Annotated in this window: 10 protein-coding genes, 2 tRNA genes and 1 pseudogene; 9 read left to right on the top strand and 4 right to left on the bottom strand. The window is 73.1% G+C overall.

Features of this window, described 5'->3' with window-relative positions:
• Window positions 1–27: 27 nt before the first annotated feature.
• The 6 genes and pseudogenes from HH311_RS10730 (at window position 28) to HH311_RS10705 (ending at window position 8370) form a co-directional block, all read left to right on the top strand.
• Window positions 28–747, top strand: coding sequence for a DciA family protein (locus tag HH311_RS10730; RefSeq protein ID WP_169183615.1), 720 nt, complete (start codon window positions 28–30; stop codon window positions 745–747).
• Window positions 748–964: 217 nt separating this feature from the next.
• The gene (gene gyrB / locus HH311_RS10725) at window positions 965–2971 is read left to right on the top strand and encodes a DNA topoisomerase (ATP-hydrolyzing) subunit B (RefSeq protein WP_169183614.1); all 2007 of its coding nucleotides are present in this window, start codon (window positions 965–967) and stop codon (window positions 2969–2971) included.
• Between the two features lie 697 nt (window positions 2972–3668).
• Complete coding sequence (locus HH311_RS10720) at window positions 3669–4415, top strand: FkbM family methyltransferase (RefSeq protein ID WP_312030073.1); 747 nt, start codon at window positions 3669–3671, stop codon at window positions 4413–4415.
• Between the two features lie 254 nt (window positions 4416–4669).
• Window positions 4670–7183, top strand: coding sequence for a DNA gyrase subunit A (gene gyrA, locus HH311_RS10715; protein ID WP_169183613.1), 2514 nt, complete (start codon window positions 4670–4672; stop codon window positions 7181–7183).
• 649 nt (window positions 7184–7832) lie between these two features.
• Window positions 7833–8222, top strand: a pseudogene (locus HH311_RS30950) (DUF3566 domain-containing protein); the annotation flags it as partial.
• Window positions 8223–8296: 74 nt separating this feature from the next.
• A tRNA-Ile gene (locus HH311_RS10705) sits at window positions 8297–8370 on the top strand.
• 74 nt (window positions 8371–8444) lie between these two features.
• On the opposite strand, the gene HH311_RS10700 is transcribed toward HH311_RS10705, so the two are convergent.
• The 3 genes from HH311_RS10700 to HH311_RS10690 all read right to left on the bottom strand — a co-directional run bounded on the left by HH311_RS10700 (window position 8445) and on the right by HH311_RS10690 (window position 11093).
• A complete protein-coding gene (locus HH311_RS10700) occupies window positions 8445–8852 on the bottom strand; it encodes an Lsr2 family protein (protein WP_169183611.1) in 408 nt (135 codons plus the stop codon).
• A 168-nt stretch (window positions 8853–9020) separates the two neighbouring features.
• Window positions 9021–9887, bottom strand: a complete 867-nt coding sequence (locus HH311_RS10695) for a phosphoenolpyruvate hydrolase family protein (RefSeq protein ID WP_211190069.1) — start codon at window positions 9885–9887, stop codon at window positions 9021–9023.
• Window positions 9888–9914: 27 nt separating this feature from the next.
• Complete coding sequence (locus tag HH311_RS10690; RefSeq protein ID WP_169183610.1) at window positions 9915–11093, bottom strand: Tm-1-like ATP-binding domain-containing protein; 1179 nt, start codon at window positions 11091–11093, stop codon at window positions 9915–9917.
• A 124-nt stretch (window positions 11094–11217) separates the two neighbouring features.
• On the opposite strand from HH311_RS10690, the gene HH311_RS10685 reads away from it, so the two are divergent.
• The 3 genes from HH311_RS10685 to HH311_RS10680 all read left to right on the top strand — a co-directional run bounded on the left by HH311_RS10685 (window position 11218) and on the right by HH311_RS10680 (window position 12265).
• On the top strand, window positions 11218–12069 hold the full coding sequence (locus tag HH311_RS10685; protein WP_169183609.1) for an alpha/beta fold hydrolase: 852 nt from the start codon (window positions 11218–11220) through the stop codon (window positions 12067–12069).
• Entirely contained in the window at window positions 12066–12179 is a 114-nt protein-coding gene (locus HH311_RS30945; RefSeq protein ID WP_211190068.1) for a DLW-39 family protein, read from the top strand. Before HH311_RS10685 ends, HH311_RS30945 begins: the two co-directional genes overlap by 4 nt.
• A gap of 10 nt (window positions 12180–12189) precedes the next feature.
• A tRNA-Ala gene (locus HH311_RS10680) sits at window positions 12190–12265 on the top strand.
• An 83-nt stretch (window positions 12266–12348) separates the two neighbouring features.
• Here HH311_RS10680 and HH311_RS10675 read toward each other — a convergent pair.
• Window positions 12349–13575, bottom strand: coding sequence for an MFS transporter (locus tag HH311_RS10675; protein ID WP_169183608.1), 1227 nt, complete (start codon window positions 13573–13575; stop codon window positions 12349–12351).
• Window positions 13576–13584: the final 9 nt, after the last annotated feature.

Raw genomic sequence — 13584 nt, 5'->3', positions numbered from 1 at the left:
CGACGTACCCCCGACGAGGCCGTCCACATGCCGGGCACGGACCGCGACGCGGTGGTCCTGCCGCCCGCGCGCCTCGGCCCGCGGAGTCCCACGGACGGCCGCCGAGCGGCCACCGACCGTCCCGGGCGCGACCCGGTGGAGGCCACCTCGACCGGGTCGGCGGCCGCCGCCGACGGCCCGTCCGAGGCCGCCGACAACCCGTCCGAGGCCGACGACGCCGCGGCCGCGGTCCACGGCGCGGACATCGCCCGGGCCGCGCTCGAGGCGGCCCGGGCCCGCCGGGCCGAGCGGGGGGCCACCACGCCCGGCACCGCGCGCCGCGGCGTCCGCCGGGGGTCGTCCGACGGGGTGCGCCGTCGCCGTCGCAGCTGGTCGGGCGCGGGCGCCGACGACCGCGACCCGCAGACCCTCGGCCGTCTCGCCTCGCGGCTGTCCACCCAGCGGGGCTGGGCGCCGCGGCTGGCGAACGGCTCGGTGTTCGGCCGGTGGGCCGAGCTCGTCGGCCCCGAGGTCGCCGAGCACGCCACCCCGACCACGCTGCGCGACGGAGAGCTGACCGTGCAGGCCGACTCCACCGCGTGGGCCACCCAGCTCCGGCTGCTCCAGCGCCAGCTCCTCGCCCGCATCGCAGCCGGTCTCGGCGACGGCGTCGTCGTGAGGATGCGCATCCACGGCCCGTCGGCGCCGAGCTGGCGTCGGGGCCCGCGACACGTCTCCGGACGCGGTCCGCGCGACACGTACGGCTGAGCGCCCGCTGTCCGGGCCCAGGACGCCGGTGGCACCCATCTCGGGCGGTCGGACCCTCCCGCGGTCGTCCCAGGCGCTCTGCGACGCGCTCAACAGGCGGACCGGCCCATTCTGGCGGAGGTCGACCAGTAGAATGGAGGTGTAGTGCGACACGGTCGGCGCCGAGCGCGCCGGCGGGGGCCGCACCGACCGCTCAGGTAGGGAGACATACACGCCCGTGGCTGCCGCGAAGAACAACAACGACTACAGCGCGTCGTCCATCACCGTCCTCGAGGGCCTCGAGGCGGTCCGCAAGCGGCCCGGGATGTACATCGGGTCCACCGGTGAGCGCGGTCTGCACCACCTGATCTGGGAGGTCGTGGACAACGCCGTCGACGAGGCGATGGCGGGCTACGCCACCTCGGTCACGGTGACGCTGCAGGCCGACGGCGGCATCTCGGTCGTCGACGACGGCCGCGGCATCCCGGTGGACACGCACCCGGTGGAGAAGAAGCCCGCCGTCGAGATGGTCCTGACGATGCTGCACGCGGGCGGCAAGTTCGACGACAAGTCCTACGCGGTCTCCGGCGGTCTGCACGGCGTCGGCGTCTCGGTGGTCAACGCGCTGTCGACGGCGCTGGACGTCGAGGTGCACACCAAGGGCAAGATCTGGACGCAGCACTACGAGCACGCCCGCCCGGGCAAGCTCATCGAGGTCGGCCCGACGAAGAAGACCGGGACGACGATCACCTTCTGGGCCGACCCGGCGATCTTCGAGACCACCACCTACAACCTGGAGACGATCTCGCGCCGTCTTCAGGAGATGGCCTTCCTCAACAAGGGCCTGACGATCACGCTGCGGGACGAGCGCAAGCCCGAGGGCGCCGACGGCGAGGCCGGCGAGGAGGTCGACGACGTCCCGGACGCCGAGGGCTACGTCGCGAAGGTCAAGGAGCGGACCTTCCACTACCCGGGCGGTCTCGAGGACTTCGTCGCGCACATCAACCACGCGAAGGACCCGATCCACAAGAAGCCGGTGGCCTTCGAGGCGGAGGGCACCGGCCACCAGGTCGAGGTCGCGATGCAGTGGAACTCCGGCTACTCGGAGTCGGTCTACACGTTCTGCAACACGATCAACACCACCGAGGGCGGCACCCACGAGGAGGGCTTCCGCTCGGCGCTGACCACCACGGTCAACCGCTACGCCCGCGACAAGAAGCTCATCAAGGACAAGGACCCGGCGCTGACCGGCGACGACATCCGCGAGGGCCTCGCCGCGATCGTCGCGGTCAAGGTCGCCGAGCCGCAGTTCGAGGGCCAGACGAAGACCAAGCTCGGCAACACCGAGGTGAAGTCGTTCGTCCAGCGCGTCTGCAACGAGTGGCTCTCGGACTGGTTCGAGCGCAACCCCAACGAGGCCAAGACGATCATCAACAAGGCCGTGGGCTCGGCGCAGGCGCGGATGGCCGCCCGCAAGGCCCGCGAGCTGGTGCGGCGCAAGACCGCGGGCGACATCGGCGGCCTGCCGGGCAAGCTCGCGGACTGCCGGTCGAACGACCCGTCGCGCAGCGAGGTCTACATCGTCGAGGGCGACTCGGCGGGCGGCTCGGCGAAGTCCGGCCGCGACTCGATGTTCCAGGCGATCCTGCCGATCCGCGGTAAGATCATCAACGTCGAGAAGGCCCGCATCGACCGCGTCCTCAAGAACAACGAGGTCCAGTCGATCATCACGGCGCTCGGCACCGGCATCCACGACGAGTTCGACCTGTCGAAGCTGCGCTACCACAAGATCGTGCTGATGGCCGACGCCGACGTCGACGGCCAGCACATCCGGACCCTGCTCCTGACGCTGCTCTTCCGCTTCATGCGCCCGCTCGTGGAGAACGGGCACGTCTTCCTGGCGATGCCGCCGCTGTACAAGATCAAGTGGAGCGGTCGCAACGCCGAGCCGGAGTTCGCCTACTCGGACCGGGAGCGCGATGCGCTGCTCGAGGCCGGGCGCGCGGCCGGGAAGAAGATCAACAAGGACGACGGCGTCCAGCGCTACAAGGGTCTCGGCGAGATGAACGCCAAGGAGCTGTGGGAGACCACGATGGACCCCGAGACGCGCCTGATGATGCAGGTGACGCTCGACGACGCCGCCACGGCCGACGAGCTGTTCAGCGTGCTCATGGGCGAGGACGTCGAGTCCCGCCGGTCGTTCATCACCCGGAACGCCAAGGACGTCCGCTTCCTCGACGTCTGACGGACGGCCACGCCGAACGGGCCTGCCCCCTCCCCGACACCGGGGGTCCGTGGGGCAGGTCCGGCGGCCGGTCAGGGGGCGTGGCGTGCCCCGGTCAGGGCGAGGGGTGCACGAGGCAGGTCCGCGAGCGTGCTGGCCTGCGTGGTGTGCCCGTCGCGGGCGGGGCTGCGCGCCTGCTCGAGCGCCCGGTCAGCGAGGGGTACGTGGGGCAGGCCAGTGGGCGTGCTGGCCTGCGTGGTGTGCCCGTCGCGAAGTGGGGCTGCGCGCTGGCTTCGCCGGCCGGCCGGCGAGGGGTACGTGGGGCACGTCCGCGGCCCGCGCAGCCTGCGTGGTGTGCCCGTCGTGGGCCGGGCTGATGCAGTGCTTCGTTGGCCGCCGGCGAGGGGTACGTGGGGCAGGCCAGTGGGCGTGCTGGCCTGCGCAATGTGCCCCTCGGAGCTCGGGTCTTCCGGAGGTCGTGCCGAGGAGCACGTGGGGCATGTCCGTGGCCCGCGCAACCTGCCTGATGTGCCCGTCGAGGGTGCCCACGCTGATCGCCCGACGATGAGGCGCACACGGGGCAGCCCCCAGCCCCGGTCCGTTCCACGGGAAACCACGCCCCACGTCGGGCCCACGGCGCAGCCCACTACTCTCCCCGGCGGCACGCCTGGTACCCCTCCGGGCGGCGTGGCGAGGGGCAGCGCCGGTGGATCAGGTGGTGGACGACGCACGGGCCGGCTCACCGGCCGGACCGCTGAGCCGGGTGCTACGGGCGGCGGCGCCCCACGCCTGGTTCCTCGAGGACGAGGTCGCGGGCCTCGCCGAGCACGTCCGGCCCGGGGCGGTGTGCCTCGACGTCGGGGCCGAGTACGGGCTCTACACGTGGACGCTGGCGGGGCTCGTCGGGCCCACCGGACACGTCCACGCCGTCGAGCCGCAGCCCGGGCCGTCGTCGTTCGTGGACGCGACCCGGCGGTTCCTGCGGGCCGGCAACGTCACCGTGCACCGGACCGCCCTCGGCGCCGCCTCCGGGGGCGGGGTGCTCGCCCTGCCCCGCCGTCGGCTGCTGCCGGTGCACGGGCGCGCGTTCCTGACGACGGGTGCCGACGGGCTCGGCTCGAACGCCGAGTTCGCCCACCACGAGGACGTGCCGGTGGCCGTGACCACGCTCGACGAGCTCGTCGTCGGGCTCGGCCTGGAGCGCCTGGACCTCGTCAAGGTCGACATCGAGGGCGCCGAGGCCCGCCTGCTGCAGGGCGCGGGCGCCACCCTGGCCCGGTTCCGCCCGGCCCTGATGCTGGAGCTCGAGGACCGCCACCTGGCCCGGTTCGGCACCACCGTGGCGCGGGTCGTCGGCGAGCTCGAGGCCGCCGGCCACACGGCCCACAGCTGGGACCGCGACCAGGGCTGGGTGCCGCGCCGCCCCGACGACGGACGGCGCAACGTGCTCTTCCTGCCACGCTGACCCCGCCCCGCTCACGGCTCGGCCCCACGACCCGCCCCACCACCCGCCGGACCTGGCCTGACTTGGGCGAACACCCGCGGGGGAGCCACCGTGATCGTCGGTGTCCCCGGTAGAATCGGTGGCTGGACCGGTGCCCGGCGTCGTCGTCGGGGCCCGGCGGGACGGGCACACCCCCGACGTGTTCGACGCGGCGACCGCCGCGGCCCGGGGGCGCCCCAGAAGTGGAGTGGACCCAGAGTGGAGCTGATCCGAGCGTGACCGAGACGACGCTGCCTCCGGGGTCCGGCGACCGCATCGAGCCGGTCGACATCCAGCAGGAGATGCAGCGCTCCTACATCGACTACGCGATGAGCGTGATCGTGGGGCGCGCCCTGCCGCTGGTGGAGGACGGCCTCAAGCCGGTGCACCGCCGGGTCCTCTACTCGATGTACGACTCCGGCTTCCGGCCGGACCGCAGCTACGTCAAGTGCGCCCGCGTCGTCGGCGACGTCATGGGCAACTACCACCCCCACGGCGACTCGGCGATCTACGACGCCCTGGTGCGGCTGGCCCAGCCCTGGTCGATGCGCTACCCGCTGATCGACGGGCAGGGCAACTTCGGCTCCCCGGGCAACGACCCGGCGGCGGCCATGCGCTACACCGAGTGCCGCCTGACCCCGCTCGCGATGTCGATGCTCGCCGACATCGACGAGGAGACCGTCGACTTCGTCGACAACTACGACGGCCGCACCCAGGAGCCGGCCGTCCTGCCCGGCCGGGTGCCGAACCTGCTCATCAACGGCAGCGCCGGCATCGCGGTCGGCATGGCGACCAACATCCCGCCGCACAACCTGCGCGAGGTCGCCGAGGGCGCCACCTGGGCGCTCGACCACCCCGAGGCCTCGGAGGAGGAGACCCTCACCGCGCTCATGGAGCGCATCAAGGGCCCCGACTTCCCGACGTCGGGCCTGGTCGTCGGGAACGACGGCATCGAGTCCGCCTACCGCACCGGCCGCGGGTCGATCCGCATGCGCGCGGTGGTCGAGGTCGAGGAGGACACGAAGGGCCGCACCACCCTCGTCGTCACCGAGCTGCCCTACCAGGTCAACCCGGACCACCTCATCGAGTCGATCGCGACGATGGTCCGCGAGGGCCGGCTGCACGGCATCTCGGAGATCAACGACGAGTCCAGCGACCGGGTCGGCCGCCGCATCGTCATCACCCTGCGCCGCGACGCCGTGGCCAAGGTGGTGCTGAACAACCTCTACAAGCACACGCAGCTGCAGTACGGCTTCGGCGTCAACATGCTGACGATCGTCGACGGCGTGCCGCGGACGCTGCGGCTGGACCAGCTGATCCGGCACTGGATCCGCCACCAGATCGAGGTCATCGTCCGCCGGACCCGGTACCGGCTGCGCAAGGCCGAGGAGCGGGCCCACATCCTGCGCGGTCTGGTCAAGGCGCTCGACGCGCTCGACGAGGTCATCGCCCTGATCCGTGCGTCGGAGACGGTCGACGTGGCTCGGACGGGCCTGCAGGAGCTCCTCGAGATCGACGACATCCAGGCCCAGGCGATCCTGGACATGCAGCTGCGTCGTCTGGCCGCCCTGGAGCGCCAGAAGATCATCGACGAGCTGGCCGAGATCGAGGACACGATCCGCGACCTGCAGGACATCCTCGACCGGCCGGAGCGCCAGCGGCAGATCGTCCGCGACGAGCTGGCCGACATCGTCGAGAAGTACGGGGACGACCGGCGGACCCGCCTCGTCGGCTACGACGGCGAGGTCGCGGACGCCGACCTCATCGCGGTCGAGGACGTCGTCGTCACGATCACCCGCACCGGCTACGCGAAGCGCACCAAGACCGACCTCTACCGCGCCCAGAAGCGCGGCGGGCGCGGGGTGCAGGGCGCGACGCTGAAGCAGGACGACATCGTCGCCCACTTCTTCGTCTGCTCCACGCACGACTGGCTGCTCTTCTTCACGAACAAGGGCCGCGTGTACCGCGCCAAGGCCTACGAACTGCCCGAGGCCACCCGCAACGCCCGCGGGCAGCACGTGGCGAACCTCCTCGCGTTCCAGCCGGACGAGGAGATCGCGCAGGTCATGCAGATCCAGGACTACACGGCGGCGCCGTACCTCGTGCTCGCCACCCGCAGCGGCCTGGTGAAGAAGTCGCGGCTGACCGACTTCGACTCCAACCGCTCCGGCGGCCTCATCGGGATCAACCTGCGCGAGGGCGACGAGCTCGTCGGCGCGGTGCTCTGCTCCGGCGACGACGACCTGCTGCTCGTCTCCGCCGAGGGCCAGTCGATCCGCTTCTCCGCCACCGACGAGGCGCTGCGCCCGATGGGCCGCGCCACCTCCGGCGTGACGGGAATGCGGTTCAACTCCGGTGACCAGCTGCTCTCGCTCGGCGTGGTCCGCGACGGGACGTTCCTGTTGGTGGCGACCAGCGGCGGGTACGCCAAGCGCACACCGATCGAGGACTACCCGGTGCAGGGCCGGGGCGGGAAGGGCGTCCTGACGCTGCAGTACGACCGGCGGCGCGGGGCCCTCGTCGGCGCCCTCATCGTCGAGCTGGAGGACGAGCTGTACGCGATCACGGCCAGCGGCGGGGTCATCCGCACGACGGCGAGGGAGGTCCGCAAGGCCGGTCGGCAGACCAAGGGCGTGCGGCTGATGAACCTCGGCGATGATGGCACCCTGCTCGCGGTGGCCCGCAACGCCGAGAGCTCGGCCGACCCGGACGCCGGCGGTTCGGACCAGGCGCCCGACACGCTCCTGTGACCGGTGCCCCGGGGGAGACCCCGGGGCACCCGTACCCGACGACGAGACGAGCACCGTGAGCACTGCGACACCGGACGAGAACGACGCCCGCGACGGCGGGCCCGGCGCCGACGCCGGGAAGGGCGCGGGCGACACCGCCGCGGACACGGTGGTGACCACGCCCGCGACGTCGGAGGACGGGTCGGCCCGGGGGTCGGACCACGGCGCCCGGGACCAGGGCACCACCCGCGACCAGGGGGCCGCGGGCGGGCCCCCGCCACCCTGGCAGCGGGCCGGTTCCCGCAGCGAGTCCGGTGAGCGTCCGGGGTCCGGTGCCCGGCCGGCCGAGGGTGAGAAGGCCCCGAGCCCGCGGCCGGGCCCCGGTGCCGACCAGCGGCCGCCGACGCCGGCCGCCGGAACGCCCCGTCCGGGGCCGCAGGGTCCGGGACCGTCGGCGCCGCCGGGTCCGCCCAGCGGCCCCGTCCCGGCCGGCGGGCAGCGCCCCGGGTCCCCGCCCAGCGGGCCGATGCCCGCCCAGGGGCAGCAGCGTCGGTCGAACACCGCCCTGATCGACGCGCCGACCAACCAGCTCTCGCCCGAGCAGCTGGGGATGCGCGTGGGTGAGCGGTCGGAGCCCGAGCCCGACCTCGACGACCTCGACGACGACCTCCCGACGGCGCGGCCGTCGCCGCGGGGCAAGGTGCCGCGCCGCGCGAGCCTGCAGGTGAAGCGCTTCGACCCGTGGTCGGTGCTCAAGCTCGCCCTGGTGCTCGGCGTCGCGCTGTTCTTCGTGTGGATGTTCGCCGTCGGGGTGCTCTACGCCGTGCTCGACGGCATGGGTGTGTGGGCGCAGCTGAACGGCACCTACCAGGACCTCACCTCGGACGCCGGCGGCGGTGGGCAGCTCATCACCGCGGGCGGGGTGTTCGGGGTCGCCGCGATCGTCGGGGTGGTCAACACCATCCTGTTCACGGCGCTGGCGAGCGTCTCGGCGTTCATCTACAACATCTCCGCGGACGTCGCCGGTGGCATCGAGGTGACCCTCTCGGAGCGGGACTGAGCCGACGCTGATCACCACCCCGGTGGCGGGGCGGCCGGACACCCTCCGGTAATCTGGACGCCGCCACCGCGCGGGGGCCCATAGCTCAGTTGGTTAGAGCGCGTCGCTGATAACGACGAGGTCGCTGGTTCAAATCCAGCTGGGCCCACCGGTCACGGACCCCACACGACGAACGGCCCCGGAGCTCGACGCTCCGGGGCCGTCGTCGTGAGTGGGGTCGGCTCAGCCCGAGAACGTGGCGGCCGCGGCCCCGTTCTTGCCGCGGGACTCCCAGGCCTCCACGACGTTGTTGGGCACCCGGCCCCGGTCGGAGACCTCGAAGCCCTCGGTGCGGGCCCACTCGCGGATCTGCTTGGAGGTCTCGCGGTCGTACCCGCCGGGCGAGGTCGCCCGCGGCGTGCCCGTGCCGGCACCGCCGGAACGACGGCGGCCGGACGACGCGCGACGCCCCCCGGTGCGCCGGGCCGCCGCCACGTACTGCGCGAGCTGGTCACGCAGTTCTGCGCTGTTCTTCTCGTCGAGGTCGATCTCGTAGGTCACACCGTCGAGCGCGAACTCGACGGTCGTGATGTCCTCGGACTCCTCACCAGTCAGGTCGTCCACCAGCGTGACGACGGTCTTCTGGGCCATCCGGCGTACTCCTCGGTTCGCGGGGGGAATTGCGCCCGGATTCACATCCGGGTGCCTTTCACGTTATCAGTGATTCCGCAGAACGCGAGCACGGGGCCCGACATCACTCGACGGTGGCGCAGGAATGGCTCTCGAGACCAGTCGGTCTCGTGCTGAGGAACATGTACTTCACGTCTCCTTCGCGGCGGCGTTCCACCGGATCTGCGTGAACTGGCGGGTCCGGGCGGTCAGTGCCTCCTCGGTGGGGAGTCGTTCCATGCTGCTGGCGCCGTAGAAGCCGTGACAGGACTGCGCGCGGTCCAGGACGTGGGCGGCGTCGGCCGGGGCGGAGACGGGACCGCCGTGCACGAGCACGAGGACGTCGTCGCGGACCTCGCGCGCCGCGGCGGACCATTCGTCGACCAGCGCGACGCAGTCGTCCAGCGACTTCGCGGTCTCGGCGCCGATCGACCCGCCCGTCGTCAGGCCCATGTGGCACACGACGACGTCGGCGCCCGCCTCGGTCATCGCGCGGGCGTCCTGCGCGGAGAACACGTACGGCGTCGTCAGCAGGTCGGCCTCCCGCGCGGCCGCGACGAGCTCGACCTCGTGGGCGAACCCCATCCCGGTCTCCTCGAGATTCGCCCGGAAGACTCCGTCGATGAGTCCGACGGTCGGGAAGTTCTGGATGCCGGCGAAGCCGAGGTCACGAAGCTCGCGCAGGAATCGGTCGCGCAACAGGAACGGGTCGGTGCCGTTGACCCCCGCGAGCACGGGAGTGTGGCGGACCACCGGGAGGACCTCACGGGCCATCTCGACGACGATGTCGTTGGCGTTGCCGTAGGCGAGCAGTCCCGCCAGCGACCCCCGGCCCGCCATCCGATAGCGCCCCGAGTTGTAGATGACGATGAGATCGATGCCGCCCGCCTCTTCACAGCGGGCCGACAATCCGGTGCCCGCGCCGCCACCCACGATCGGTTCGCCGCGCGCGACCTTCTCGCGGAGTCGGGCCACGATCTCGGCACGATCCGGCGCGGCCGCTCTCTCGGTCCCCATCGACGCTCCTCTCGGGTGGTGCTCGTGTCACTCGCTGACGGCCCGCAGTTCCGCGACGAGGCGCGCCGCGAACTCCGGGTCGTTCACGTGCAGGTCGGTCTCGACGAGCCGCCGCCGATCGGTCTGCCGCAGCTCGGCGCGCAGCGTCTCGACGAGGGCCTCGGTGGCGGCCGGGTCGGCGAACGGGCCACCCTCGACGTCGAGCGCCGAGACGCCGCGCAGCGGCAGCACGAGGCGGACCGGGCCCTCGCAGGCGTTGAGGCCTCGCGCGAGGAACTCCGCGGCCGCCCGGCACTCGTCGGGGGTGGTCCGCATCAGCGTCACCTGGGGGTTGTGCTCGTAGAAGAGCCGGTCGCGGTAGCGCTCCGGCACGGTGTCGGGCGCTCCGAAGTTGACCATGTCGAGCGCGCCGACGCTGCCGACCCACGGCACCCGTCGTCGGGCGATCGCCCCGAGCCGGTCCTCGGTGGCCGCCATGACACCGCCGGCGACGAGGTCGGCGATCTCGGTGGTGGACACGTCGCACACCGCCGAGACCAGGCCGTCGTCGACGAGCTTCTCCATCGCGCGCCCGCCGGTGCCGGTGGCGTGGAAGACGAGGCAGTCGAACTCGTCGTCGAGCGCCTCGGTGACCGCGGTGACGCACGGCGTCGTCACCCCGAACATCGTCAGCCCGAGCGCGGGCCTGTCCTGGCCCGGGTCGACCGGGGGACCACTGAGCGCCCCGGCGAGGGCGCGGGCGGCGTTGGCGAGCACCACCCGGCTGATGCGGTTGAGCCCGGCGACGTCGGTGACCGAGTACATGAGCGCGATGTCGCTGGACCCGACGTAGGGCGCGACGTCGCCCGAGGCCACCGTCGAGACGACGACCTTCGGGATCCCGACGGGGAGGCGCTGCAGCGCGGGGGTGACGAGCGCGGTGCCGCCCGAGCCGCCGAGCGCGATCACGCCGTCGAGGTCGTCGCGGGCGGGCAGCCACCGCTCCAGTGCCGCGGCCATGGCGGCGACCGAGGTGCCGCGGTCCCCGGTGAACGCCTCGGGGCCGGCGACGTCGGCCGCGGCGACGTCCGCGCGGCGCTCCCCGGCGTCGGAGGTCCCGACGTCGACCGTGGTCACCTCGTGGCCCGCGTCCCGGATCAGTCCGGCGACGTAGCGCAGCTCGTCGCCCTTCGTGTCGAACGTGCCCACCACGTAGGCGTGCGCCATGGGTTCTCCCCCCGCCGGACGTCGTCGTCGATCCCGAGTCCTATCGCAAGCGGAGCGTCGTTGCTTGCATCCAGTGGCAGAAAAGCCCCGTCGTCGATCGGTCACCCGGCCCTACGGTGGAGCCGTGACGAGCGTCGAGGACGTCGCGGTGCCCGGGGCGCGGCTGCACACCGAGGTCCGGGGCTCCGGGCCGCTGCTGGTGTGCGTGGTGGGCGGGAACGGCGACCCGACGGTGTTCGGCCCGCTCGCCGACCTGCTCGCGCCGCGCTGGACGGTGCTCACCTACGTCCGCCGTGGATTCGTGCGCAGCCCGGTTGACGGCGAGGTGGGCCCCGACAAACTGGGTGACGACGTCGAGGACCTGGCCCGGCTCATCGAGCGCCACGGCGGGCCGGCGGTGGTCCTCGGCAGCAGCTCCGGTGCGATCGTGACGCTCGAGCTGCTGGTGCGCCGGCCGGACCTCGTCCGCGTGGCGGTCGCGCACGAACCCCCGCTGGTGGGGCTGCTCGAGGACGGGGACGCGCTCGTCGCGCGGTTCGACGCGGTGCTCGCCACCTACCGCCGCGAGGGCGCCCAGGCCGCGATGGCCGAGTTCGGCGAGCTCACCGGCGTCGTCGGTGCGCGCCGCCCGCCGGCGGGCGAGGAGCCCGCGGCGGTCCCACCGGAGTTCGTCGCCATGCGGGAGCGGTGGCCGGCCAACAACGCCTTCTGGTTCTCCCACGAGTACGGGCCCTACCCGGTGCACCCGCTCGACGTGGCGGCGCTGCGCGAGCACGCCGACCGGCTCGTCCTCGCGGTCGGCGCGCAGTCCCGGGCGGAGGCCCAGCTGGCGAGCCGCCCGAACCTCGTCCTCGCCGACGAGCTCGGCCTCACGCCGCTGGAGGTTCCCGGCGGTCACCTCGGGTACCTCGAGGACCCGGCGGGCTTCGCGGCCGCGCTCGACGGTGCGGTGCGGCTGCTAGCGTGGGAGTCGTGACGAAGCTGGTCGTGCTGGTGGCGGCGGCGTTCGGGGTGGCCCACCTCGTGCGGCGGCGGCAGGAACGCCCGACCGCGGAGGTCTGGCGCGAGGCGACCCGCCCCGCCTAGACCCCCAAGCGGGGACGTAGCTCAATTGGCAGAGCACCGCCTTTGCAAGGCGGGGGTTGAGGGTTCGATTCCCTTCGTCTCCACCACGTCTGACCTGCGACAACGCGTTCCACGTGGAACATCGATCGGCTGGACGACCGTGACGACAGCCGCGGTGTGCCGCCGCTGATCACGCGGGCGGGGTCGGCCCCAGAGGGGTGTCCGAGTCCTCGGACGGGCTCGCGGTGCTCGCGGGGGTACGGACGGCGGCGGCGCTGCCGGCGGTGACGGTGACGGCGGCGGCCACGGCGAGGAAACCGGTGCCGAGTCCGGCGAGGGCGGCCACGGCGCCGACGAGCAGGGGTCCCCCCGCCTCACCCGCTTCGCGCCCGAGTTCGGCGCTGCCCATGGTCTGTCCGAGTCGTGCGGGTGGGCTGCCGGCGGCGAGCAGGGCGAACCCCACGGGAGTGATCAGGCCGGTGCCGAGCCCGACGAGCAGGGCGGCAGCGAGCAGTCCGGCGAGGTCGGGCAGGACGGCGGGCGCGGCGAGTCCGGCGGCGGTGACGAGCGTCCCGGCGGTCAGGGCGGTGCGGTCGCCCAGGCGGCCACGGTCACGGAGGCGGCCGACGATCGGTTGGACGACCGCGGTACTCACTGCGAGGACGGAGATCACGGCGCCGGTGACGATCGGGCTCAGCCCCGCGCGCAGGCCCACGACGGGGAGGAACCCGACCGCGCACGACAGTGCGGCGGCGCTGGAGGCCAGGGCGATGGTGGGCGGCAGGAACTCGCGGTCGGTCAGCCGGCGGGCGAGGTCGGCGAGGGTCTGACGCTTCCTCGGCAGCGGGGCAGGGCCGGGCACGGTGACCGCCGCCCAGGCCAGCACGAGCACGGCGAGCGCCGCGAGGACGCCGAACAGCCAGGGGTAGCCGCCGAGGGCGACGAGGGCGCCGCCGAGGAGCGGTCCCGCGGTGTAGCCGAGGCTCTTCCAGGCGCCGTAGGTGCCGAAGGCGCGCCCGCTGCGTCGGGGTCCGACGCGGGCGATGAGCGCCCCGGCCGACGGGGAGAACGCCGACGCGGCGGCGCCCTGGGCGAAGCGGGCCATTCCAAGGAGGGCGGGGTCGTCGACGAGGACGAACACGGTCGAGGCGATGGCGAACGCGGCGAGTCCGCCGAGGAGCACCGGGCGGAGCCCGACGCGGTCGGCGAGCGCGCCGAAGACCGGTTTGAGCAGGACTTCGGCGCCGTCGTAGAGCGCGAGCAGCACCCCGAGGGTGAGGAGCCGGTCCTCCAGGTCGCCCGGTCCGGCGCCCAGGTTGGCCGCGACACCGTGGGAGCCGAAGGCGGTGACGAACCCGGCCGCGAACAGTGGCCACAGCACCCGGGAGCTCGGGGTGGGCGGGGTGGGCTCGGCCATCGGGTCGGC

The sequence above is a fragment of the Actinomycetospora sp. TBRC 11914 genome, from assembly GCF_012933465.1.
Taxonomy (GTDB): Bacteria; Actinomycetota; Actinomycetes; order Mycobacteriales; family Pseudonocardiaceae; genus Actinomycetospora.
Note: the sequence above shows the minus strand (reverse complement) of the source record. Positions and strands in the feature narration are given on the sequence as shown.